The following is a 25,027-nucleotide window of genomic DNA, read 5'->3' on the forward strand; positions in this document are numbered from 1 at the left end:
TCTATATCCTTGGAAATTCTTGTTTGATTGTTTTGCTGAATCGTATTACTGAATGTTCAGTTTTATTCCCTGACTGATTTTTCCATCAGCTTCTACAATATATCGCTCTCCTGAAGTCAGTCCCGAAAGGATCTCAATCTGATCTCCTTTACTCTGACCCAGCCTTACCCATCTCAAAACGGCTTTTTCATCATCAGTGAAAGTATAGACTCCGGTAAGCTGTCCTCTTGTTTGCAGCGCTGCTTTAGGCACATACAAACCTTCATAGGAACCGAGATTCATGGCGATCTGAGCAAACATTCCCGTTTTCAATTTAGATGCCAGTTCACCATCATTGAGTTTTGCTTCCAGAGCGAATTGACGGCTCATGGGATCACCAGCTTCACTCACTGCTATCAGTTTAGCTGATGCATTATAAATACCGGCAGATTCTATATTAATCTTAACTTCACTTCCTTCAGAAACCTTGCCGATCCACTGTGCCGGCACGTTGGCCGTGATCTTAATAGCGCCGGGATCTGCAACAGCTACCAGTGGATGTCCCGGTGCAGCCATATCGCCTTCAGAAACAAACCTTTTGGCTACTATACCGTCAAAAGGTGCACGAATAGTAGTGTAAGCCAGCATTTCGTTGACCTCATTCATGCGTGCATTCAATGCATCCATGTTTGCCTTAGCGATCTCGTACATGGTTGAAATATCATCCAGTTCTTTGGAGGTCGCACTTTCCTCAGCGTACAAATTTTTGATACGATTATAGTTTTTTTCTGTGTTCTCAAGATTGGCCTTGGCCTGAACCATGTTTGCTTCAAGTTGTGATTTCTGTGCCAGAATCTGATCATCCTTGATGCGAATCAGTACATCTCCCTTTTTAACTTTCTCTCCGACTTCTACAGGTACTTCGGTAACGGTTCCCATCACAATTGTACTCAGGTTTGCCTGATTGTCACTTTCTACCATACCAGGAAAGCTTTGAGTTGAGGCGGACATCGATGTTGATGCTGTCTGTACTTTGACATCGACTGCCTGACTTGATTCAATAGTCTCAGTTTCTGAACCGCATCCGGTAACCACTGTGATCATGAACGTAAATAGAAGCAGTGCCGAAAGGGATTTCATACGGTCTTTAATTAAATAATTCATTGTTATTATTGTTTGGCTGTTAGTTTTTAAGATCTTGTTCGAGCAGCATTTCTAGGGCTGCGATACTCATGTTGTATTGATACATTGCCATAACCTTTTTCAATTTGGCTTCAGCTAATTTGGTTTCGGCCTCCAGTAGGTCAGTTGTTCGTTCCATTCCTTCCACATATCGGTTTGTCCTGATCTTTACATCCTCAGTTGATTGTTCAATGGCTTGCTCTGTTAAGGTAATCTGCTTTGTTGCATGGTCAATAGAGCGAATAGCCTGACGTACCTGGTTTTCCTGATCGAGTCGGTGACTTTCCTGCATACTTTGGGCTTTTCGGTAATCAGCCTTGGCTTCCATCACTTTACCTACCTTGCTGAATCCTGAAAAGATATCCCATCTAAGGTTAGCTCCGATCATGTATGAGGAAGCATCAAAGCCAGCGAAATCGTTATCGTTGAATTCATAGCTTCCGAACAGATTTATCTTTGGGATGAAGCTGAACTCAGATGCTCTAACCATCTTTTTAGCAGCCTGTACCCGATATTCTATAGCTCTTGTCTGAGCATTGTTTACCTCAAAATCTGATGTCACAATTGAGGTTTCAGACACTAATTCATAATTCAATTCATCTGTAGGGTTAATAGATACTGCTCCATCCAGCCCTAGCAATAGAGCCAATTCTTCCTGGACCTTGTCCATTGCATTCTGTGTCTGCAATTTTCTACTTTCCATATCAAGCTCATAGACCTTTGCAGATAAATAATCTTCCTTGCTGATCAATCCCTCCTCAAAATAATTTTGTGCCTGACGTCGGTGTTCCCCGGCTGTTTTGAGAGCAGCATCCAGAACCTCAATTTGTTCTATATGCAGTATCAAATTGTAGTACTGTTGACGAACCTGAAATCGCACGTAATTCTTTGTTCCGGCAAGCTGTTCGTTAGCAGAGTTAAGTTTACTTTTTACAGCACTTCGTTTTAAGAACATATCCGGATTTATCAGTGGCTGTCTGACCTCAAATTTTGCGCTGTAATTCTCATAGGCATCCGGGTCATTTAAAAGTAAAGGGTTAAAGTCCTGCTGAGAAACCACTTCCTGTTTTAGTTTAAAACCAAAGACATTTAGCGGATCATCCGTTGATATCGCGTTATACTCAAAAGAAATCTGAGGCAGAAATACTGCATTGGTCTGGCGATATTGAGCCTGTGTTTTGTCAACATCGTAGCTGGCCTGTTCCAGTGAGAAATTTTGTTCTACGGCAAGTTCCATTGCTTCCTGAAGAGAAAGGGACAAATGCCCTTCAGCAGTGCTGTTCTCCTGGGCAAACGAATGAAAAGGCAACATCAGTAGCGCAATAAGCAAATACACCTTTGATAGGTATGAATTTTTTGAATTCATCTTGGTAATTGATTTTTAATTGTTTATAAATTTTACTTTACCGGTTACAGTAGCAAATGATGTCTCCGGCATTTCTTCAGAATGATCTCAGTAGGCTTCTTACCTGAACCCTAAGTACAACCTCACCAAACTTTTTACTTTATCCATTTCTTTTTTTTGTTATTGAATTTCTTTGTTCATTCGTCTACCGGAAGGTTAACCGCTTTCCATTCAGGGAAACCTTCATCAAGTCTTACTGCATTAAAACCTTCCTGATTCAAATAACGGACTGCCTCATCTGCCATCAGACACAAAGGACCCCTGCAATAAGCTACTATCTCTTTTTCCTCAGGTAATTCCTCTAATCGCTTACTCAATTCCATCTTTGGTAATGAAACTGCATCTTTTATATGCCCAAGGTCATATTCTTCTTTTGGACGAACATCGATCAGATAAACCTCCTTCTTCTCCATCTTATGAAGAAGCTCATCTCTTGAGATCATTTTAAGACCTTGTTTTTTGCTTCTGTAATCATCAAGTAAATTTGAAATCTCGGAATTTCTGGAGAAACCAATATTTCTAAGAGAGTTCCATACATCATAGACTTGTTTTCCGGCCAATTGATAGTAATTGTACTTTCCTCTTTTTTCAGTTTCAACCAAACCTGATTTTTTTAGTACCTGAAGATGCTGAGATGCATTGGCCACCGGTTGATCAATATGTTCTGCAATATATTCTACAGGAACAGAACCCTGAGCGATCAGATCAAGGATCTCTAACCGGGTTGGATTAGACAATGCTTTTGTAACCACTGCCAACTGCTTGTATAATTTCTTTTTGAACTCGCGTGTCTTCATTTACCATCATTTTTTAATGCGATTAAGAATACACACTCTCAAGTCATCATTCAATAAATTTATTGAATGATATTTTACTCAATATAAGTAATCATAATTAATTGTAATTGTTGAGTTTATATATGACCGATTACGACCTTATGCCCTTTATTCTGTGATATATATCACAGAATAAAGGGAGCTGTTTGAGCGAACAAAATCGGAACTGAAATTAATCTATCTGCTTACTTACTCTGATAGCATTAACAGGACAAGCTTCCTCAGCTCTTTCATTCAATTCCCGTTCGAACTCACCAACTTCTAGACTAAATACCTTGCCCTTCATTTTACCACCGATAAGCATACATTTGCCATCACGCTTTGACATTTGCCAGCGTTCAGGCCAGGCTTCTACACAGTAATTACAGCCTATACATCGATCTTTGTAAAAAGAAATTCGCATTAATTTTTATCCTCCCAAACATAGATCTGATCTCCCTCTTCAACCTCACAGTCTATCTTAAGTGTACAATCGTTCCCTTTTCTGACTTCATCTACAGGAGTGTCCTCTACCCAGACAGAGGATATCAAGGGTTTGGCAACACCTGTTTTCTTACCGATTATAAGCAGCTTGTCATCTTTTTTTAGTCCTCCGGCTTTAATTCGAACATGAGCCACTTTTGCTTTAGGGTAGTAGTGAAGTACCTTCCCTATAAATCTTTTTTCTTTGGTAGCCGCCGAACCATGAACATTACTCCAATCACCAAGCCTTTTCCCAAGATAATATCCACCCCAGAATCCACGGTTATATACTTCAGCCAGGTTATTTTTCCAGTTTTCTACTTTTTCCTTGGAATAAGTTCTATCTGCTACAGCGTCAGAAGCTTCTTTGTAACAGCGGGTTACGGTTTTAACATACTCCGGTGATCGACCGCGACCTTCCAGTTTTAGTACCTCTGCCCCGGTATCTAATAATTGATCCAGAAAGTCGATAGTGCAAAGATCTTTTGGCGACATGATATATTCATTATCGACCATGAGTTCTTCACCTTCGTCGTTGGTTACCCGATACGCATGACGACAATTCTGTTTGCAGGCACCTCTGTTTGCAGAAGAGTTATAGGTGTGAAGGCTCAAATAACATTTTCCTGAAACCGCCATACAAAGCGCACCGTGTGCAAATACTTCGATCTTTATAAGTTTACCGGAAGGCCCTGTAATATTCCGCTCTTTAACTCCTTCGACGATCTTTTTCACCTGACCAAGACTGAGCTCCCTTGCCAAAACCATTACGTCAGCAAAATGACTATAGAATTCAACCATTTCAATATTTGAAATATTGGCTTGAGTTGAAATGTGTACTTCCACTCCTTTTTTGAATGCATAAGATATGGCCGCCTGATCTGCCGCTATTATGGCCGTAATACCATTATTCTTTACGGCATCAATGATCCGCTTCATCAACGGTAGGTCATGATCGTAAAGAACTGTATTAAGGGTAAGATAAGTTCGTATGTTTTCCTTTTTAGCCAGTTCGGCTATGTCAGGCAGATCTTCCATTGTGAAATTATTGGTGGAACGAGCCCTCATGTTCAACTGCTCAATTCCAAAATACACAGACCCCGCTCCTCCCTGAAAGGCAGCCTTTAATGAGGCCCAATCCCCGGCTGGAGCCATTATTTCTGTTTTTCTGTTTTTTGTATCTGCTTCAGGTACCTGTTTCTGAATGCTTGTACTCATAGGAAACTACAAATTCATTCTAAATTGGCGAAATGGTATACCATTCCATTCAGCTGAATTTGCAGTTATAATGTGTACTTAATGTGAAGCTATTAACACTAGTCTAGATAAACCGGAGTTTCAAGCCCGGTTTTATATAATCACATATTGTAAGAGAGAGTATGATTAATTGTTACTCTTTATCTCAGTAACAAGTGCATCGTAGCCTGCCTTGTGCATTTCTTTCTGAATTCTATTCTGAGATTTTTCAGAATCGCAAAGAGCGATCATTGCCCCTCCTCCCCCGCCACCGGTTAACTTAGCACCCAGAGCTCCGTTTTGACGTGCGATCTCAACCAATTCCTCCACTTCCGGACAGGATACACCTATAATGTTTAGGAATCCATGATTCATATTCATGATCATTCCAAGTTCATTAAGATCCCGCTGCTCAATAGCTTCCTTGGAAGCGATAGCCAATTCATCCATTTGCCTGAATAACTTTTTGTACCATTTAGGATATTTTTCTGATTGCTCACGCACCTGCTTCACCATTTTAGATGTCATACTTTCTACCCCGCTCAATCCGATAACAATTGGGATTGAATCTTTCAGATCGATAGTCTGCATATCGGGTGGTGTACCTTTCCGATAGGTGATCAGATTTCCGTAGGTAGATACCGTATTATCGATTCCTGACGCTCCTCCATGCACTATATCCTCGGATTCAAATGAAAGCCTCCTTACATCATCATCCCCTAGTCCCAGTTTAAAATGCTTATTAAGCGCACGAATGATAGCAACTGCCAATGCAGCAGAGCCCCCCATCCCCATAGCTCGGGGTACTTCCGGAAAGACTTCGATGTTCATTCCTCGATCCCTAAGATCAAGATGATCCAGGATCATCTCAAGCGATTTATATATCGAATATTGATGGTCAGCTCCAAATTCCATGATCTGTTCTACTCCCCATCTTGGGATCAGTAACCGAACGCCTTTGTCATAGTCCCACACCTTAGCTTTCATCTTAAGGGTGATAGGCGCCGCAACAGCATGAGTACCGTGAACTACAGAGTGCTCACCGGTCAAAATAATCTTACCATATCCAAAAGACATTTCTTCGGCTTCATCTTTTACTGGTGCAGAAACTGCTCCTATTTTTTTCTCTTTTTGAAGATCTTCTATGATCTCCTTGGCTTTCCAGACTTTGATCTCACCACTTTCAACCAATCTCTCAAGGACTTCCTCAAACAGGTCAGCAGGAGCACCGGCTGTGCTTGCCACGCTTCTGGCGTGCAAGGTCATGTGTCCACGTTGAATGCCTTCTGTTCCAAGTGAACGCAGTGCTGAGAAATTTTGTGCCAAACCAACAGCTCCCATTACCTCGGCAAGTTCAGTAGCAGATTCAATTCCTAATATTCGATGAGCGATACCAACCGCTTTGTTTGATTTAAGTGATCCGCCAACGGTTCCCACCTTTAATGGAATATCGATAGTACCAACGAGATCTCCATTTTCATTCTTGAACCAGTTGGTCAACGAGGTATACCTACCGCTTCTGGCAGCAAAAGCATGAGCCGCTGCTTCAATAGCCCGCCAGTCATTACCGGTAGCTATCGCAAGCGGGTCGATCCCATTCATGATACCTTTATTATGCGTTGAAGCGCGGTATGGGTCAATTGCAGCAAACTCAGCAGCGCGAATGATTCCGTCTCTTACCTCTTTTCCGGATGAGTTGTTGAAATTAAGATATTCTGTTGGTATCTCACATTTGGCCCGAACCATAGCTCTGTCGGTAAGGTTAGAAAGGATACGCAGATACACTTTGGAGCCCGATATCTTTTCAATAAGCGGAGCAACACCCTCACACATGCTATTAACAAGGTTAGCTCCCATTGCATCACGGGTATCAACCAATAAATGTACTACAACCATGCTACCGGGGTGGCGATCCTGCTGGTGAATCATCACTTCCAGATCTATGGCACCGCCACCGCGTTTCACCATGTTCGGATGTAAACTGTTCGCCAGGTTCAGGATCTCCTGCTTTTCCTGGAGAATAGTGTGTCTCACCTTCATTGGGTGGCGCACATCAACCAACTGTATTTGTCCGATCAGGATCGGGTCATCTGATTCTACTTCAAATCCTCCTGCATTACGAACAACCTTTGCGGCAGAACTGACAGCAGCCAAAATAGACGGCTCCTCAACAACCATAGGCACAATGTAAGGTTTCCCATTGATCAAGAAGTTGAGCCCCAACCCCATTGGCAGGCCAAATATGCCGATCACATTTTCAATCATCTTGTCTGCATCATCCTGCGAAAGAAGATGCATTTGTTCGCGAAGAACTATATAATCTTCCTGACTCAGGATTTCTTTCTCCCTTAGGATATCAAGCCTGTTTTGAACACTGTATTTATAAAACTTTGGGATCCGGGACTTGTCGTTTTTGCTCATCTGCTTATAAATTTACCGAGACAATTCGTACTTCTTATGTTCAACTAAGGTAAGATTTTCATTCAAGCCGATAATGATCAACCAACTTCTTTTCGCTCGGAGATCTGGACTCCCTTATTTTGTATTTCAAGCTTCATCAGATCAAACATGCTGCCTTCAATCGCACTTGTGATCTTCTCCATGCATTCATGACTATTGCAAAATGCTATTCCAATGTCTCCTCCGCCGGCACCTGATGGTTTATAGGTACCTCCTTGTGCTTTCACGATTGAAGATATCTCCTCATGTACATCAGATACGATCTCAGTTCCACTGCTTTTTCCAAGCTGACGTTCACACTCGAGAAAGTCAGAAATAATATCTAAAAAAGCCTCCGAATCATTACCGGCGAACGCTTTTACACCCTCTCTCGATAGCATGCTCATAGTTCCAAGCAACTTATCATAAGCTTTTTGTTGTTCATTCTTGTAGGTATGAACATTACGAACAAAATTTCTCGTGGAAACAGCATAGCCTGCCCAAATACAGGCCATATATAGATTATCGGGTCGTTTTATCCTTTGAATATTGCCATTCAGCTGCTCCGGATCTTCGGGCATTGTATAACTGATAATACCTCCGGTAGTACTGGCTGCAATGTCAACGCCGCTACCCATTTTACCCTGAGCAAAACGGTGTGCAAGAAAAGCTTCCCGATAAAGGACTTCTTCTGTAATATTTTTGCCGATATATTTCATTAATGCTGATACAAGTGATACTGTTAATGCAGCACTTGAGCCAAGACCGAACTTATTCCCTGTAATACGGTGATAAAATGAGGTAGTATCAATGCTGATTGAGGCTCCCGGAATCTTACCTGCTTTTTGGCTTACATACTTCAAGATGGCGAGCACAAAATGCAGCTGTTCCTGAGTTTTGGAATCAACATTAGTTCTAAAATGTGCATCTCCATCCTTGTCGAGAATAAACTGTATCTCAGGAATATTCAGATTTGGTGTGCGAACCTGAAAAGTGCTGTTATACAGTGATTCAATTTGCACCTTGCAGTGACGATTCACTGCAGCAACAAGTGCCGGAGCCTTTTCGAGCACTGCGTATTCACCCAAAAGAATCAATTTTCCAGGAGATTTTGCACTAATAGTTGTTTCGTCCATCATATGGTCATTTCATTCACCGTATCCGTGATATATGCACCCGGGCCCGGTTTCGCTTCAATTACAGATCTAACGCCTTCAATGTCAGTTAAAGCATCTCTTACCGCTTTCACGGATTCAGGCAGACACAATATCTTTACCTGAGGTCCCGCATCAATGGTAACATAGGCTTGTATTCCATTTCGTCGTAAATTCCACACTCTATGAATCGTTTCTGTGGTCGCAGCATTCCAATAAAGTATAGGAGGATTTGCAGCCATGACTAGCCCGTGCATTTTAAAGCAACTATGTTCTGTCAGATTCCCTGTTTTTTCAAAATCTTTTGCAGCAAGTGCCTGTTTCATATCCTCAAGATCCTTAGGATGTGATTTCACCCAGCTATCATAATAGGGAGCGGTATTTGCTGTCCGCATCATTCCCTCTGTTGAGCCAAGTTCTTTCTTTTCATCTGATGTCACAGCAACAAGTAAACGGATATCCCAATATTTTTCGTTAAATAAAGAGATTGCAAAGTCTTCACTGCCGTCATCTTTGGTACCAAGTTTCATTTGGCTGAACCCACCGCAAATAGAGCGTGCGGCTGAACCTGATCCTATTCGGGCCAATTGCGACAGCTCTTCTTTTGAAAGAGCCAATTCAAAGCCTTTGGCTGCAGCAAGCGCTAAAGCCGCAAAGCCTGAAGCTGATGAGGCCAATCCTGCCCCGGTTGGGAAATTATTGTCACTTTTGATCAGGGCATTGGGTCTGTCATCACTTCCTGCGACTATATCTAAGAAATCCGACACACGCTTCAGAGGCTCTCCTTCTGACTGTCGCTTATTCAACATAAGTTGATCCGAGTCTAGATTTTCCATGAATTGAAGAGTGGTTCTGGTATAAAGAGCATCAAGGGTTAGGGAAATTGAGCCGACTGCCGGCAGATTATAATCCACAGAACGTTTGCCCCAATATTTAATGAGTGCAATGTTTGAATGGGCAACAGCCGTAATCGGATCAGAACTAAATTTTTTGATGACTGAGTGAGTTTTAGTTACACAAAAAATGGTTGCGCTCTTTATAAACAATCAAAGTTAAGCTTTTTAGTTAAGCATCGGTAGAATTTCTCTAAAAGTTTTGCCATCGAACAAATTTAATCAACATTTGTCTACATATATCAATCAATCAACAGAAAATACTGCCTCTGATTCTCAGTATCTTGACCATTAGTACTTGAAAATTTTATAACTATATAAAGATTCACTTGAAAGTTTTTTGATAGAGAATCAGAAAACATACTGTTAATAGCGTACAGCGTACGCCTAATTTCAAGGACAGGATAAATCAATAACATTATCGATTAAAATGAAACAACCCATCATTGGATTTCATAAAGATGAAGAAGACGATTGGGTAGCAGATCTGAAATGTGGCCACACTCAGCATGTTCGCCACGACCCTCCCTGGCAACTTAGAGCCTGGGTTACTTCAGAAAAAGGACGAGAGTCAAGACTTGGTACCTTTCTAAATTGTAAGGAGTGTGACCACTAAAATTTGTAACTTTGGAGCCTATTAAAAAATCCAAATTAATCATCTATCTTAGCATGAGCAGCTCTACCTTTTTCCGGACCGTTATTTGTGGTTTCATTGCAACCTTTGCAATGGCAATGGTTGCATTTCTACAAAACGCAATCGGATTACCGATCATTGACGTTGGCCATATTCTGACTGAAAGTTTCAATGAGGTTCATGGTTCAAGAGCTTATCACATTATTTTTGGCAATTTGGCTTTTAATATAGGTGGCGTTTTACTCGCTCTCATTTGGGTTGTATATCTACAAAAATATATTCCTGGTAATTGGTTTGTTAAAGGACTCATTTATGGCGTTATGATTTCCCTGTTGGCAGGCCTTATCGTATCTCCGTTTGTCTCTGCAGCAGCCGGTGAACCTTTTGGAATTTTTTATATCAATACATGGGCTCCGGGAAAATTCATCCTGGCCGGCTTGTTAATGCATATAGCCTACGGACTTGTTTTGACCCAATCATTAAAAGTTGCGGATGTCGGTGAAATGAATGGTTAACTTTCCTTTTCCGTTCTGAAGATCAACTGACTAATGCGGTTATATAAATTGTGTACCCCACATTTGGTAACCTAAAATTCTATTCTAAATATTATAATATCAGATAACAATGGTCTTTATAGATAATGAGGGAGTCATCAAGCCCCAGATCAATCTTGCACTCGAAGAATATGCATTGAGAAATTTTGGTGATTCAGAAGATTATCTGCTCTTTTATGTGAATGAACCTTCCATCATTATCGGAAGAAATCAGAATACACTGGAGGAGATCAATGATGATTATGTGCGTAATAACAATATTCATGTTGTAAGAAGAATGTCAGGTGGCGGTGCAGTCTATCATGATCATGGAAATTTGAATTTCAGTTTCATAACCAAATACAAGCAAGAGAACCTTAATAACTTTCTTAAATTTAACGAGCCCGTGATCCGGATTTTAAAGGAAATGGGAGTACCGGCTCAAATGAGTGGGCGAAATGACATTTTAGCCAACGGCAAAAAGATCTCCGGTAATGCACAGTTTTCAACGGGTAAGAGAATGTTCAGTCACGGAACTCTTTTATTTAACAGCGATCTGGGAGAGGTAGCCAATGCACTGAATGTTAAAATGAGCAAGATCCAGTCTAAGGGTCACAAATCAGTACGGAGCCGGGTATCTAATATTATTGAATTTCTGGACACCAACGACATGGAATTGCCGGACTTCAAACAACGAATTCTGGATGGCTTATATCAGGACCGGGAGAATTTCGAAACCTACAGGTTAACTGAAAACGAGTGGAGATCGGTTCACGATTTAAAGGAAGAAAAATACGGAAACTGGGATTGGAATTACGGTAAATCCCCTAAATTCAACATTCAGCGTACTAAGCGTTTTCCTGTTGGTGAAATAGACCTGCGATTGGACATTCAAAAAGGGCACATTAAGAACCTAAAGATCTACGGAGATTTCTTCGGTCAGGAAGCAGTTCATGAGGTCGAAGATATATTGCAAGGTGTTCGATATGAACCGGAAGACATTGCAGCATCGATCAAAAAAGTAGATATAGAAGATTACTTCGGCAACATTGAACGAGAAGAATTCTTAGATCTCATCTATGGAGAAGACGACTAACTATTTAAATATTTGAATTATATGACACCCAATTATAAGCGCCCTGTTTACCTCTGGCTGTGGTCAGGAGTGATCTTAATCACCCTTATGGTTATTATAGGCGGTATCACCCGTTTAACCGACTCCGGCCTTTCCATGAGCGACTGGAATCTCATCATGGGCACGGTTCCGCCAATGAATGAAGTTGAATGGAATGAGGCATTTGAGAGATACAAGGAATTTCCTCAGTATCAGAAAATAAATGCCGGAATGAAGCTTGATGAATTTAAGACCATTTTCTTCTGGGAATATCTTCACCGGCTAATAGGCCGCGTGGTTGGTATCATTTTCATTGTGCCTTTTATTTGGTTCTGGGTGAAGGGTTATTTTGACAAAAAATTATTGAAACGATTATTGGTGCTTCTTCTTCTGGGTGCTTCACAAGGGGCAATGGGTTGGATCATGGTTAAAAGTGGCTTAACGGACGTACCCTATGTAAGTCATTACAGGCTGGCTATTCATTTTTCCCTCGCACTTATCTTGTTTGCCTACTGCCTGTGGCTGGCATTGGACGTAAAGTATCACAGCAGCCTTAAAAAAGGTGAAGCGGATACCATACCATTCAAAAAATGGATGTACTCTATCGGTGTATTACTATGGTTTCAGATCATTTACGGTGCCTTCACTGCAGGCCTCGATGCCGGTTATATATATAACAACTTTCCGAAAATGGGTGGCGAATGGTTACCACCAACATACTCTATGCTTGATCCTTTTATACGGAATCTGGTTGAAAATCCCGGAACCGTACAATGGATTCACAGACTTAACGGTACCATCTTACTGGTTGTGGTTCTAGCCTTTTGGTGGAAATTATTTAAGTCAGATCGCACCACTGATCTGATGAAACTTGGCACTTCATTATTAGCCATACTTGTACTGCAGTATCTACTGGGGGTCTTTACAGTGATCTACAGCGTACCAATATCACTTGGTGTACTGCATCAGGCTGTAGCTGTAATCTTCTGGGGTGTTTTACTGGCCCTATGGCATAAGATGAAATACCGCGAATTGTATACTGAATTCGTATGATCTCACTAAAAAAGCTTCCGAACATAATAGTTTGAGGAGCTTTTAAGGTTGATTCTCTTTAATTGAACCGATCTTTACTGTGACAAATATCCTCCGTCTACAGCGTAGTAATTACCGGTAACAAAAGAAGCTTTATCTGATGCCAGCCAAAGAATGATCTCGGCCACTTCTTCAGGCTTTCCCAATCTGCCAATGGGATGCATTCCTTTCAGCATTTCAAGAGTATCATCATCCAGCGCATTCAATAATGGGGTTTTAATATAGCCAGGTCCCACTGAGTTAACCCTAATGCCTTCCTTCGCATATTCAATGGCTGCGGTTTTTGTCAAACCAACAACCCCATGCTTAGCCGCTACGTATGCCGGTGAGTTAGCGGTTCCAACCTGTCCAAGAATAGAAGCAATATTCACAATACTGCCCCCACCGTTTTTTAGCATTTCAGCAATCTGATATCTGGTTCCATAGAATACCCCGTTCAAATTCAGGTTGATAACGTTATTCCATCCATCAATTGGGTATTCGGCAGTTTTAGACAAAGGACCACCAATGCCTGCATTATTGATAGCTATATCAAGTTTACCATAAGTACCCACTGTTTTTTTTACGAGTTCTTCATGGTCCTCGGCTTTAGAAGCATCTGATTTCAAAAAAATCGCTTCTCCCCCGTTTTCCTTGATAGCTTCAACTACATTTTTGCCGTTCTCTTCGTCAATATCAGACACGACTACTTTGGCTCCTTCTTTCGCAAAAAGAAGCGCCGTTGACTCTCCAATTCCTTTCGCCCCACCGGTTACAATGGCAACCTTATCCTGTAATACTCCCATGACATTTTCTCCGTTTATTTACAACATGTATCTTCATATAAGAAGCTAATATGAATTTGTAGTGAAATTGACTGTCATGAGCTTTTTTTCATCACAATACTGACTATATAGTCCGGAAGCATCCTATGCCGCTCTTCCATAAAGGCATTGTATTTTTCATCATCTTTATCCAATATTGCTTTAAAAACCGGCCGACCAATAAATGGAAATATCATCAACGACATGATGTTTACCATGATCTGTTCTGCAGGCATGTCTACTGTATTTCCCTTTTTTCGCTCTTCTTTTATTTGTTGTAAAAACGGCTGAACTTTCTCTCCTATTTGACCTAACATAAAATTCTGAAGCCTGTTTGGATCTTTGTTCATCTCATGTAGTACAAATAGAGGAATATCCGGATTTACCTTAATGATCTGCATATACTTATCTGCAAAACTCCTGATTTTTTGCTCTAATGGCAGATCCTCATTCAACAATTCAGTGATCTTTGGTATTAGTTTTATTACCGACAGCTGATATACTTTCTCAAACAATTTGGCCTTAGAACGATAGTAATAATGAAGCATCGATTTGTTGATGTCAGCTTTATCAGCTATTTCCTGCATTCGGGCACCTTCCAGGCCTTTTGCCTGAAATATTTCTCGTGCCGCTTCAAATATTTTAAGTTCTGTGGATGACAGCTCTGAATTTTCCTTTTTCATCGATTACTTAATCTAATTTTCAACTGAATTATACAAACATACAAAAGTCTCGCACAAAAACTAACCATTTGGTTGGATTATTTGATTGGCATACTAGATTATGACCAATGATTTAGGATTAAAATTACTGTATATATATGTTATTATTACCCTTAAAATAAAACCATCAGTTTTAAATTTTAGACCAACCATATGGTTGAATCATGTGATTAATAACCTTAAACTGTTTTTCACTCTTGCATCGTAAATCTATGTATATGAAATTTTTTAAAGTAATTTTACTGCTTCCGGCCCTTATGATTTCTTGTAACTCCGGGGAACAAGAAGAAACAGCAGTAACGCCTGAACAAACAGCTCAAAAAACTGAGGCTAGCAATATAAAATTCATAACCGTCAACCTTGAAGATCGCCCACAATTTGTAACATTAAATGGACGCCTGAAGGCAGATAATCGGTTAATGATCTTTCCCGAAATTCAGGGAAAGATTCTGCCCCCTGACAAACCTTTCAGGGAAGGCATTACTTATGAACGGGGAGAAACCATTTTGAAATTTGACAGTGAAGAGCTTCGGCTTCAAATTCAAGCGTCAAAGAGCCGTTTCATAACACTGGTGGCAACGGTTTTACCCGACGTCAAGATGGATTTCCCTGAATTTTTTCCGAAAATAGACTCTTGGTATTCATCCATACATCCGCAAAAAAAACTACCGGCCTTGCCTCATATTGAGGAACCTCAACTTCAGCAGTTTTTAAGCTCTCGTGGTGTTTTTGACACATACTACCAGATCAGAAGCGCTGAATCCAAACTTCAAAAATTTACCATAAAAGCCCCGTTTTCAGGCGCACTTTCTAAAGCCAACGCGGAACCCGGACAGACTGTAGGACCACAATTCAACCTTGGCACTTTGGTAGATCCAACATCCTTTACCCTTGAAGCTTCCGTAGATCAGCAGCAAATAGATCTTATCAAAATTGGAAATGAGATCAAAGTATTTGATCAAGATAGAAAAAGGGCGTGGGTAGCCAGTATTCAACGCATTAATCCTTCCGTAGATCCAAGAACACAGATGATTTCCATTTACCTGCAGGTTGAAGGAAATAGTTTAAGGGAAGGCATGTACCTCGAAGGTACCATTCATTCTGCAAAGCAGGCGTCTCTTTCACGTATTCCCAAATCAGCACTATTAAGAACGGGCGATGTATATGTGGTCAATGATACGCTGATCCAGCAAACGCCAGTTGAGGTTATGGATATTGAAGATGAACACGTTTGGGTCAGTGGCTTGAGAAACCACGATCGTATTGTCGAAAACGCAGACCTTGCTTACAACGGACTCATTTTACAATAGGCCAGAATATGAAAAAACTAATTAACTTTTTTGTTCGATATCCGGCTATGGTTAACCTTGGCTTACTCCTTACCTTACTGGTTGGAATTATTAGCTTTAGTCAGGTCAGATATACACTGGACCCATCCGAGGCTCCCAAGGAGATCTATATAAATGTAATTTATCGCGGAGCATCACCTCAGGAAATAGAGGAAAGAGCTATTTCACGGATCGAAGAGAACTTAAGGGGTATCTCAGGTATGGATAGGTTCACCTCCTTTTCCAAAGAGAACACTGGAAGAATCACGGTTGAAATATTTGAATGGGCCAATATTGACCACGTGATGACTGATGTTGAGAATGCGGTAAATCAGATAAGTGATTTTCCTACAGGAATGGATCGCCCGGTTATATTCAAACAGGAAATGTTGAATCCAACCATTACCCTGGCATTAATTGGTGACATACCGCTACAGCTTAAAAAAGATTATGCTGAGCAGATAAGAGATGAATTTATGATCGAAAAAGAATTTTCGAACGTGAATTTGTATGGGTTTTCTGAAGAAGAGATCGTGATCGAGCTCAATGATCCACAAATGGATCGATACGGACTAACCTTTAAGCTTGTAGCAGAAGCCGTAAGATCAAATAATATTGATATGACCGGCGGTGAACTGAAACTCGATCAGGCAAACTGGCAGATACGTACCAAAAATAAGGAGAACACCGCTCTCGAGATCGGTGAAATCGTGGTTAGATCCGGGTCTGAAGGACAAAGAGTTCTACTTAAAGACATCGCAACCATAAAAGAACAATTTAATGATAGATCTTACGAACGATATCTAAATGGTAATCAATCTGTAGTTATACAGGTTTTAACTACAAATGATGAAAACCTGATTGAGGTAGCGCAACAAGCAAAAACCTTTATGGACACCTTCAATCAAAAGCATGAAGGTGTCGAACTTATTATCATAGAAGATATTTCAGAATTTGTGAACGAAAGGGCGGCTGCGCTTTGGGAAAATGGGTTAGCAGGTTTGATTTTGGTATTGATTATCCTAACCCTCTTCCTTGATAAACGTATTGCCTTTTGGGTTTCTTTGACCATACCTCTTGCACTCCTGGGATCTTTTATTTTTGCTCTGCTTGGATACGACCTGACTATAAATGTTGTATCCATATTTGGTTTTATATTAGTACTTGGTATGTTGGTTGATACCGGAGTTGTGGTAGCTGAGAATATATATCGCCACTATGCCGAGTTCGATAAGCATCCTGTCCTGGCTGCGCGTGATGGAGCTGCAGAGGTCGCTGCTCCAATGACTATATCGCTTCTCACCACAGCAGTGGCTTTCAGCATTTTCTTTTTTCTTCCTGGAAAACCAGGTGCTTTTTTCTCAGAAGTTTCATTTGTGGTTACGAGCGCCCTGTTAGCAGCGCTGATAATCACATTTTTATTCTTACCGGCTAAAATGACCCGTTCTAAGGTGCTTACCAAAGAAAATAAACAAACCCGGTTCGAGATCTTTTTCACTGAAATGCTGATAAAGTTCAGGGATGAATGGTTTATGCCATTTACCGACCTGGTATCACATCGCTTTAAATGGATCAATGTGGGCGGGTTTGTGATTTTAATGTTCGTTTCTATTTTAATGCTCAGGATCGGTATCCTGCCGGTAACTTTCTTTCCGTACCTTGATGACGATATCCAGTTGATCACCATGGAATTACCACCTGGAACACCGGAAGAACAAGTTAAATTACAACTGGAACAGATAGAAAACAGCGTTTTAAACGTCAGTGAGCAGTTAACATCCGAACGTGAGGATGGAAAAGATGTCGTCCGCAATATTGAAATCGTATTGGGGCCAAACTCACATGAAGGAATGCTTCGGGTGGTTATGTTAGGTGGTGAAGAACGTGGTATTCCTTCTTACAAGATCAACAATATGTTTAGGAAGGAAGTAGGTGAAATACCTGAGGCTAAATACCTACGTTTCATGGGTGCAACAGCAAAACAAAGGTTCGGTGGGTTTCCGGTTGACATCTCTGTTTCAGGAAAAAATCTGACTCAAATACAGGAGGCATCCACCAAACTTAAAACAGCACTGGAACAAAGGCGTGATCTGGTGGATGTGGCAGATACTGACCAGCGAGGAAATCCCGAACTCCATCTGGAACTGAGTAAATCAGGAGAACAACTTGGGCTTACCCTTCAGGATCTAATAATGCAGGTTAGAAGCGCCTTTTTTGGTATGGAGGTTCAGAACCTGCAGCGTGGAAGTAATGATGTGCGGGTTTGGGTCAAATTTCCTGAAAATAGCCGCACAAGTTTTAGCGATCTAAAAAATATGAAGATCCGTACTCCTTCAGGATCTTTTCCTCTAAATGAAGTTGCCACAATTTACCCTACGGATGAACTGCTCCAGATCAACCGCATAAATGGTAACCGCACCATTAGAGTTGATGCTGACCTCGCCGATCCCTCTCTTTCTGCCCCGGCTATTCTTGGAGATATTGACACCAATATTCTTTCTGATTTAAGTAAGGAGTTTCCGGACATCACATTTTCAATAGAAGGACAGAATCGGGAATCCGCAAAGGTTACCGAAGCCATGAAATCTGTAGCTCCTTTTATTTTGGTATTCATGCTGGCGCTGATCATCATCAATTTTCAGTCGTTTAGCCAAACCTTTTTGGTTTTACTCTCGCTGCCATTCGCTTTCGTTGGGGTCGTTGCCGGACATATGATCCACGGGGCAACAATGAATATTTTTTCACTCATCGGTATGATCGCTTTGGTCGGCATTCTCATAAACAACCTTTTGGTACTGATCACGGCATTCAATGACAACCTGACTGCTGGTATGGATTTTGAGGAGTCCCTGAAAGATGCAGTTCAATCTCGCTTCAGACCCATTTTACTCACAAGCTTGAGCACAGTGGCGGGGCTTGTACCTATGATCTTTGTGGGTGGGCTTGCATCTGCATTCCTTCGCCCTCCTGCTATTTCCATTGCCTACGGCCTGATTTTTGGACTCTTTATTTCCCTGACATTAGCCCCTGCTTTTATAGTTATCTGGAATGAACTCAAATTAAAATCCCTGAAACTGATGGGTAAAGATAAGGTAACAACCGAAAGTATTGAGCCCGCGGTTCAACTTAAAGAACATCATAAAAAGACAGAGATATGAAACGACTAATACTTGTGGTATTTATGGTTTTTTTGTGTGATATCACCTTGGCACAGGATACACTCACTTTGAGCGGAGCTCTGGACGCTGCCTTACTAAATAATTACGACATTCAGATCAGCCAAATAGAGGCGGAAAAGGCTGCAAATTCTGCTACTCGCGGTAATGCTGGTCAGCTTCCCACACTGGGAATCATCAGTAGCATGAATTGGGCCTATAATGATGTTGAGCTGACGCCCGGCTCATTTTTTCAAAACTTGATCAATCCTCAGGCAGGTTCACAACCTCCATCCTCAATAGAATATGACGGAGTATACTCAACTCAGCTACAGGCGGGGGTTGGTACAGAGTTTGTGATATTTGATGGTATGAAAGGGTACTACCGATATAAAATACTGAAAACCGGACAAGATGTAGCAGCACTGAATCATAGGGCCAAAATGGAACAGACCATTTTAAATGTAACACAACGTTACGTTCAGGTAGCATCCCTTCAAAAAGCCATAGAACTGAAAGCAGAAATGCTAGAACAAAGTACAAACCGTTTCAAGATCGTAGAGAATAGAAGAGAATTCGGTCAGGTTAACGAGCAGCAATACTTGCAGGCGCTTGCAGATCTGAAAACAGACAGTACAGAATACCTTGAACTACAACTTAATTACAGCACTGCTTACCGGAATCTTCATTTAGAGATCGGGTGGGACGTGTCAAGTCAAATACCCCTGGAAGAAGAACTATCTCTGAACTTTGAGCCCGACTATCAAAAGCTTTCTCAGTCGCTTGAAGATAACAACACGATCCTGAGTGTACGAAAGGAAAGAATTAAGCAAGCCGAACTTGAAGAGAGTCTCATCAAAGGCAACCTATATCCAACGCTTAAAGCAAACGCCCAATATGGTTATGCCCATCAAACTGCTACAGATGGTCAGTTTGAAATGCAAGAACAGCTTGGTGTTACAGGTGGGCTGACTTTAAATATTCCCATTTTTAGCGGAGGCAGAACTAAAAAAGCCATTCAGAATGCAAAGGCAAATATCAGACAAGATCAACTCCAGTCAGACCAAACAAAACTGCAGCTTCAGGCAAAGTTTGATAATACATGGGAACAATATCAATTCCACAAGCAACAGTTAGATGTTCAAAGGTATAATCTTAAAACTTACGAAAGAAATTATGAACGAGCTAAAGATTCATTTGAACGGGGCTTGATCACCGGGGTGGAATTGAGAAGTGCGCAATTATCTCTACATAATGCACAATTAAAAATTTCTGAAATTCAGTATAAAGTAAAACTTACAGAAACAACCTTACTTTATCTCAGCGGCAAGATATTTTACAAAAACTGATCATGATAGGTCTTACAAAGTATAACCCCCAACACCTTTAAATGATACTTAAAGAACACAGTCTGATACAAAAAATAGCTTCAGTGGTCGCAGTAATCTTTGGAATTATTACACTGATTGCAAGTTCTCGCATTCTGTACCTTGACTCTGACCCGGGATATTATGTTTTTCTGCCATTGTTGATATTCAATCATATTATGGGATTTGTTTATCTAATAGCCGGTTATCAGATTTGGAAAAATAAAGAAAAAGGTAAAACTACCGCCTTAATCATATTCATTATCAATCTTTTAGTATTGGTGATAATTGGCATCATTTACCTTATAAATACAGGTGTTGCAACAGATAGTCTGGGTGCAATGTCGTTCAGGACTGCTATTTGGCTATTGATCTTCTTGAGTCTGAAGATGACCAAAAAATAAATTAACTATATAACCCTCTTAAAGGCAACCGTTATGAAAAACCAGATCACAATTTTTACCATCCTGCTTATGTCCGGAATTATTCTATCAGGTATAACTATGCATGAGCCAAAAAACAATGACTCACTGGACTTACAAACCATCATGCGCCTCATCTCTGCTGATATGCAGATCATAAATGAAGGTATCTACACTGAGAACTATGAACTGATAGAGCAGGGCGCCGCTGCCATTAATGAACACCCTCCACTTTCCGATGAAACCAGATCGTTTCTAAAGAAAACGCTAGGCAACAGGATGCAGGCTTTTGGTCAGTACGACAAACTGGTACATGACACAGCTGATTCCCTCAAGGTAGCGGCTAAAGACGGTAACATGGAAAGTATATTGGAAAAGTATCAGATCATACAGAAAGGATGCGTAAGCTGTCACACAAGTTTTAGAAATGAGATCATTCAAGCCAGACAGTCAGTAGAATAGACTCTTGATGTGGGTCAAACTATTCTAAATCCTTATAATTTTTAAATGTTGTAACAAGGTCGTCCATTTTGGTTTTTTATTTAAATTTATCTTCAATCATTCTTCACATATATGATATAAATTTAAGAGTCATGAGTCTGAATAGTACATATCACAAAATTACCGGTTACGCGACCCTATTGGTGTTGCTATGGAATATTGTGGGTTGGTTAGGTTTCGGATTTATACTTAATCATACTCATAGTCATGATAGCGGCTCATATTGCGAAGTTACATTTTGCAGTTGTGAAGTTGATGAAGGTGAAACAGTATGCACTTGTCACCATAATACTCCGGCAACTGATAATGATCATCATGGCGAAGATACTCATGGCGAATTTTGCTATTTCGATCTGCCACACAATAATAATACAGACACAACTCAGGCACTGATCTTTTCATCAAAGGTCAATGCAACTTATACTCAGGATCTCATTCATATTTATCCCAATGAATATGAGATCTCTTTTATGCCCGCCACAGAGCACGTTTTAAACGGGGCTTATAAGGACCTGCTAAGGCCTCCCCGCGTTTAGTTTATACACCCTTTCTTATTTACTTCGGTGAACTTTTGTTCTGAACCGTTTCAGACCGTGGCTCACCATATCCTTTTAATTACCCAATTAAACTAAACGTTCTATATCATGAATATTCAAACTATGCTTGGCCGTTTAATGGCCGTGGCAGCACTCTTATTTATTGCCATTTCTTGCGAATCTACAGACAATAATAATCCGGATCTGGATCTCATTCCCGTGAATTCAGTTACCGTTGATGGTTATACCGTATCACTTGAATCTCCCAAAGAAATTGAAATAGGCGCCAATCACTTATACTGGAAGATAAAACAAGGCGATAATACCATCACCCCTCAATCTTTTACAATCACTCCGATCATGGAAATGGCTACCATGTCACATTCCACTCCGTTTGATCAGCCTGCACCTGATCCTTTGGATGATTCCTACCTAAGCAATCTTGCTGTGTTCATCATGCCAAGTGGTGAAATGGGTAATTGGACCATAAACTTTGAGTTTACTACACAAAACGATGCGACCATTACAGGTGAAATGCCTTTAGATGTCAATTCCTCCTGGAAGATCATGAACACTCAGGATGATACGGGTAAAAAATATTTTATCACCTGGTACGAACCACAACGACCAATGAGTGGTAACAACGATCTGACCTTTTTGATCCATACCCGTGAAAGCATGATGTACTTTCCGGCCGTTTCTGATGCAGAGTTGGTAATCTACCCATACATGGATATGGGTGGAGGCTCAGGGCATTCAACCCCTTTCACTCCACCGGTAGCCACTGGTAATGGCTTTTATGAAGGTGACATCAACTATAGCATGAGCGGTCTGTGGACTACAACCGTAGAATTAGTGGTAGCTAACGACACACTGCCAGAAGTCGTTTTTGAATACTCGGTCATCGCCAAGTAACTCATTTCAACCCGAATGGCTGTCAGATGTTATCAGACACTGACAGCTCATTCACTTTTAAAAAATATCCAGAGGTCATGAAACATATAATTCTAATTATCAGCCTGTTTCTGTTTGGAGTTGAATCAATTCAGGCTCAACAGATTTCTGTCAAAGTAGCTGACAGAAGTACCAAAAAAGCCATTGTTCAGGCTCATATTAAAGATGCACCTAATTCTGTAGTTACTGTCACAGACGTTAACGGGATCTTCACAATCGATCTTGATAAACACTCACATCTGACCATCACCGCTGTTGGATATGCTACTAAGAATATCCGGCTTCAAACCGATACTGAGGTGATCTATCTGAAGCCGGAAATATTTCGGGATCAAACTGAATTACTTGTTATAGCCAATCAAGAGGGCGATCAGAACGTGCATGCATATCATAACCGAAAAGCAAGTCAGGGTATGGATGAATTTCTTGACAATATTGATGGTGTTTCAACCACCAAACGGGGAGCATTCGGATGGGAACCCGCTGTTCGTGGACAAAGTGATCAACGAATGAATCTGGTGATCGACGGCATGCAGGTCTTTAAAGCCTGTGTCGATAAAATGGACCCGATCACATCTTATGTGGAAGCCAATAATCTGTCTAAACTGCAGATCGATAAAAGCGGAACCGGTGTAGCCCAGAATGGAACGGGGGTAAGTACAGTAAATCTTGTTACTCAAAAGGCAGAACAAAACACAACTTTGGTCAACATGAACACCTCCTACCGTGCACCTGATCAATACAGAACCTTCAGCTTAACCGGAAACACAGCTGATCCTTCAGGAAGAAATGCCGTGCGTTTCTCCGGCAGTTATAAAAAGGCCGATGACTTCAAGGCTGGTAATGATCAAACCATACAGAATACACAGTACGAAAAATTAAACCTAAGCGTCAACTACCGCCACGCGTTTCCCTCACGGCATTCTTTAGAAGCCAGCTACATCACAGATAAGGCCTACGACATTGGCTACCCCGCCTTGCTCATGGATGCCACAAAAGCATTGGCTGACATCGGGCAGATCAAATTTAACTTTGCTCCTTCAGAACAAGCTTTTCGGTTTAGCACGGCTCAGATATACGCAAATAGTATTCGTCACTCTATGGATGATTACAGCCGTGACGTTGCCAACAGAACGGTGATGAGAGGTATGTATATGCCTATGTATGGTACAACTTCAACCTATGGTGCAAAATTAAACGGGGCCGCCACGCTTATTAACCATCAGTTCGACTGGTTTATAGATAGCTTTACTTCCGACGCCTTTGGAGATATGCTTATGGAAAGCCTCGATCCTTCTATAGATGACATGTTGATATACAACCTGGATGAAGTTAAGACCAACAACGTTAGTTTTGGCTTACGGCACAGAATAGAGCTTTCTGACGATGTTCTACTGAAAGTTGAAGAAAGCATGCGATATAAAGGCCTTCGTACCGACAGTGAGTCTCACGCTTCTTTCTTTGAAGGACTATATGGTAAAACACCTGGAACCCGATCCAAATTCTTGCTTTCCGGATCAGCAGGTTTGCTATGGATGATCGATAACAACTGGAGCTTATCTGGAAGTCTGGTTTATTCCGAACGTATGGGTAACCATATGGAGCTGTTTGGGCATTACATCTACAACTACACCGATGGATATTTCTATGATGGGAATCCATGGCTCAAAACTGAGCGCAGTGTAAACTCAGATATCAACGCGACTTGGGAGACTGCACGCCATTCTTTATCTCTCACTCTATTTCACAAGCAGTATTTCAATTATATCGACGGGATTTTGGCAAACGATTCAGGTAACAATGATTTTCGTTTTAAGCAATACGCCAATGTTGGAGATGCCGTAATAACCGGAGCAGAGTTCAGAAGCATAAACGACTTGGGTAGGATGATCACCATGGAAAACCGGATATCCTATCTCTATGCTAACAATCAAACGCTGGACGAACCATTACCGCTTATTCCACCCCTGAAAGGAAATACTACCCTGCATTATCACAGAGGAAAGAACATGTTCATGGCTGATCTTGAATGGGCTGCAGAGCAAAACAGAATTGCAGAGATCTCTTCTATTGAAGACCAAACTGATGCCTACGGAATATTCAATCTCACATTTGAACGCAGATGGATGGATGGTGACCTAACTAGCATAGTCAGCCTGAATAACATTCTGGATCACTACTATCACACACATACCAGCATCGGGAATATTCCCGAAGCCGGGCGAAATTTAATGATATCCCTAAGTTATCAATTCTGAACGAGTTGATTGATGGTTGGTT

Annotated in this window: 22 protein-coding genes; 12 read left to right on the forward strand and 10 right to left on the reverse strand. The window is 41.0% G+C overall.

Annotated features, from left to right (window positions below; genetic code table 11):
- Positions 1-45: 45 nt before the first annotated feature.
- The 8 genes from ACKGJO_RS08250 to mvaD all read right to left on the reverse strand — a co-directional run bounded on the left by ACKGJO_RS08250 (position 46) and on the right by mvaD (position 9,739).
- Positions 46-1,143 carry an efflux RND transporter periplasmic adaptor subunit gene (locus ACKGJO_RS08250; protein ID WP_411322940.1) on the reverse strand — a complete coding sequence of 366 codons (1,098 nt, stop codon included), beginning with the start codon at positions 1,141-1,143 and terminating at the stop codon, positions 46-48.
- Between the two features lie 19 nt (positions 1,144-1,162).
- On the reverse strand, positions 1,163-2,527 hold the full coding sequence (locus tag ACKGJO_RS08255; protein ID WP_411322941.1) for a TolC family protein: 1,365 nt from the start codon (positions 2,525-2,527) through the stop codon (positions 1,163-1,165).
- Positions 2,528-2,703: 176 nt separating this feature from the next.
- On the reverse strand, positions 2,704-3,363 hold the full coding sequence (locus tag ACKGJO_RS08260) for an ArsR/SmtB family transcription factor (protein WP_411322942.1): 660 nt from the start codon (positions 3,361-3,363) through the stop codon (positions 2,704-2,706).
- A 211-nt stretch (positions 3,364-3,574) separates the two neighbouring features.
- Positions 3,575-3,805 (reverse strand): ferredoxin, encoded by a 231-nt coding sequence (locus tag ACKGJO_RS08265; protein ID WP_411322943.1) that lies wholly within the window; start codon positions 3,803-3,805, stop codon positions 3,575-3,577.
- A complete protein-coding gene (locus ACKGJO_RS08270; protein WP_411322944.1) occupies positions 3,805-5,082 on the reverse strand; it encodes a U32 family peptidase in 1,278 nt (425 codons plus the stop codon). Before ACKGJO_RS08270 ends, ACKGJO_RS08265 begins: the two co-directional genes overlap by 1 nt.
- Positions 5,083-5,247: 165 nt before the next feature.
- A complete protein-coding gene (locus ACKGJO_RS08275; RefSeq protein ID WP_411322945.1) occupies positions 5,248-7,521 on the reverse strand; it encodes a hydroxymethylglutaryl-CoA reductase, degradative in 2,274 nt (757 codons plus the stop codon).
- A 77-nt stretch (positions 7,522-7,598) separates the two neighbouring features.
- Positions 7,599-8,678, reverse strand: coding sequence for a mevalonate kinase family protein (locus ACKGJO_RS08280; protein WP_411322946.1), 1,080 nt, complete (start codon positions 8,676-8,678; stop codon positions 7,599-7,601).
- Positions 8,675-9,739, reverse strand: a complete 1,065-nt coding sequence (mvaD, locus tag ACKGJO_RS08285) for a diphosphomevalonate decarboxylase (RefSeq protein WP_411322947.1) — start codon at positions 9,737-9,739, stop codon at positions 8,675-8,677. The genes ACKGJO_RS08280 and mvaD overlap by 4 nt, the downstream gene beginning before the upstream one ends.
- 277 nt (positions 9,740-10,016) lie before the next feature.
- Between mvaD and ACKGJO_RS08290 the strand changes: the two genes are divergently transcribed.
- The 4 genes from ACKGJO_RS08290 (at position 10,017) to ACKGJO_RS08305 (ending at position 12,920) form a co-directional block, all read left to right on the forward strand.
- Positions 10,017-10,202: a DUF3565 domain-containing protein gene (locus ACKGJO_RS08290; protein WP_411322948.1), complete on the forward strand. Its 186-nt coding sequence runs from the start codon at positions 10,017-10,019 to the stop codon at positions 10,200-10,202.
- 53 nt (positions 10,203-10,255) lie between these two features.
- Entirely contained in the window at positions 10,256-10,735 is a 480-nt protein-coding gene (locus ACKGJO_RS08295; protein ID WP_411322949.1) for a hypothetical protein, read from the forward strand.
- A 109-nt stretch (positions 10,736-10,844) separates the two neighbouring features.
- Positions 10,845-11,849, forward strand: coding sequence for a lipoate--protein ligase (locus ACKGJO_RS08300; protein ID WP_411322950.1), 1,005 nt, complete (start codon positions 10,845-10,847; stop codon positions 11,847-11,849).
- A gap of 21 nt (positions 11,850-11,870) precedes the next feature.
- Positions 11,871-12,920 carry a COX15/CtaA family protein gene (locus ACKGJO_RS08305; protein ID WP_411322951.1) on the forward strand — a complete coding sequence of 350 codons (1,050 nt, stop codon included), beginning with the start codon at positions 11,871-11,873 and terminating at the stop codon, positions 12,918-12,920.
- A 74-nt stretch (positions 12,921-12,994) separates the two neighbouring features.
- On the opposite strand, the gene ACKGJO_RS08310 is transcribed toward ACKGJO_RS08305, so the two are convergent.
- Together ACKGJO_RS08310 and ACKGJO_RS08315 are read right to left on the reverse strand one after the other, a co-directional pair.
- Positions 12,995-13,744, reverse strand: coding sequence for an SDR family NAD(P)-dependent oxidoreductase (locus ACKGJO_RS08310; RefSeq protein ID WP_411322952.1), 750 nt, complete (start codon positions 13,742-13,744; stop codon positions 12,995-12,997).
- Between the two features lie 74 nt (positions 13,745-13,818).
- Positions 13,819-14,445: a TetR/AcrR family transcriptional regulator gene (locus ACKGJO_RS08315; RefSeq protein ID WP_411322953.1), complete on the reverse strand. Its 627-nt coding sequence runs from the start codon at positions 14,443-14,445 to the stop codon at positions 13,819-13,821.
- 257 nt (positions 14,446-14,702) lie between these two features.
- On the opposite strand from ACKGJO_RS08315, the gene ACKGJO_RS08320 reads away from it, so the two are divergent.
- The 8 genes from ACKGJO_RS08320 (at position 14,703) to ACKGJO_RS08355 (ending at position 25,005) form a co-directional block, all read left to right on the forward strand.
- Positions 14,703-15,794 carry an efflux RND transporter periplasmic adaptor subunit gene (locus ACKGJO_RS08320; protein ID WP_411322954.1) on the forward strand — a complete coding sequence of 364 codons (1,092 nt, stop codon included), beginning with the start codon at positions 14,703-14,705 and terminating at the stop codon, positions 15,792-15,794.
- Between the two features lie 8 nt (positions 15,795-15,802).
- On the forward strand, positions 15,803-18,970 hold the full coding sequence (locus ACKGJO_RS08325; RefSeq protein WP_411322955.1) for an efflux RND transporter permease subunit: 3,168 nt from the start codon (positions 15,803-15,805) through the stop codon (positions 18,968-18,970).
- The gene (locus ACKGJO_RS08330) at positions 18,967-20,316 is read left to right on the forward strand and encodes a TolC family protein (RefSeq protein ID WP_411322956.1); all 1,350 of its coding nucleotides are present in this window, start codon (positions 18,967-18,969) and stop codon (positions 20,314-20,316) included. The genes ACKGJO_RS08325 and ACKGJO_RS08330 overlap by 4 nt, the downstream gene beginning before the upstream one ends.
- A 41-nt stretch (positions 20,317-20,357) precedes the next feature.
- Positions 20,358-20,738 (forward strand): hypothetical protein, encoded by a 381-nt coding sequence (locus tag ACKGJO_RS08335; RefSeq protein ID WP_411322957.1) that lies wholly within the window; start codon positions 20,358-20,360, stop codon positions 20,736-20,738.
- Positions 20,739-20,771: 33 nt separating this feature from the next.
- Positions 20,772-21,218, forward strand: coding sequence for a cytochrome c (locus ACKGJO_RS08340; protein WP_411322958.1), 447 nt, complete (start codon positions 20,772-20,774; stop codon positions 21,216-21,218).
- 131 nt (positions 21,219-21,349) lie between these two features.
- Positions 21,350-21,793 carry a hypothetical protein gene (locus ACKGJO_RS08345; RefSeq protein WP_411322959.1) on the forward strand — a complete coding sequence of 148 codons (444 nt, stop codon included), beginning with the start codon at positions 21,350-21,352 and terminating at the stop codon, positions 21,791-21,793.
- Between the two features lie 108 nt (positions 21,794-21,901).
- Positions 21,902-22,708 (forward strand): FixH family protein, encoded by an 807-nt coding sequence (locus ACKGJO_RS08350; RefSeq protein WP_411322960.1) that lies wholly within the window; start codon positions 21,902-21,904, stop codon positions 22,706-22,708.
- A gap of 77 nt (positions 22,709-22,785) precedes the next feature.
- Positions 22,786-25,005 carry a TonB-dependent receptor gene (locus ACKGJO_RS08355; RefSeq protein ID WP_411322961.1) on the forward strand — a complete coding sequence of 740 codons (2,220 nt, stop codon included), beginning with the start codon at positions 22,786-22,788 and terminating at the stop codon, positions 25,003-25,005.
- Positions 25,006-25,027 lie beyond the last annotated feature (22 nt).

Source organism: Gracilimonas qinghaiensis, assembly GCF_046602855.1.
GTDB lineage: Bacteria > Bacteroidota > Rhodothermia > Balneolales > Balneolaceae > Gracilimonas.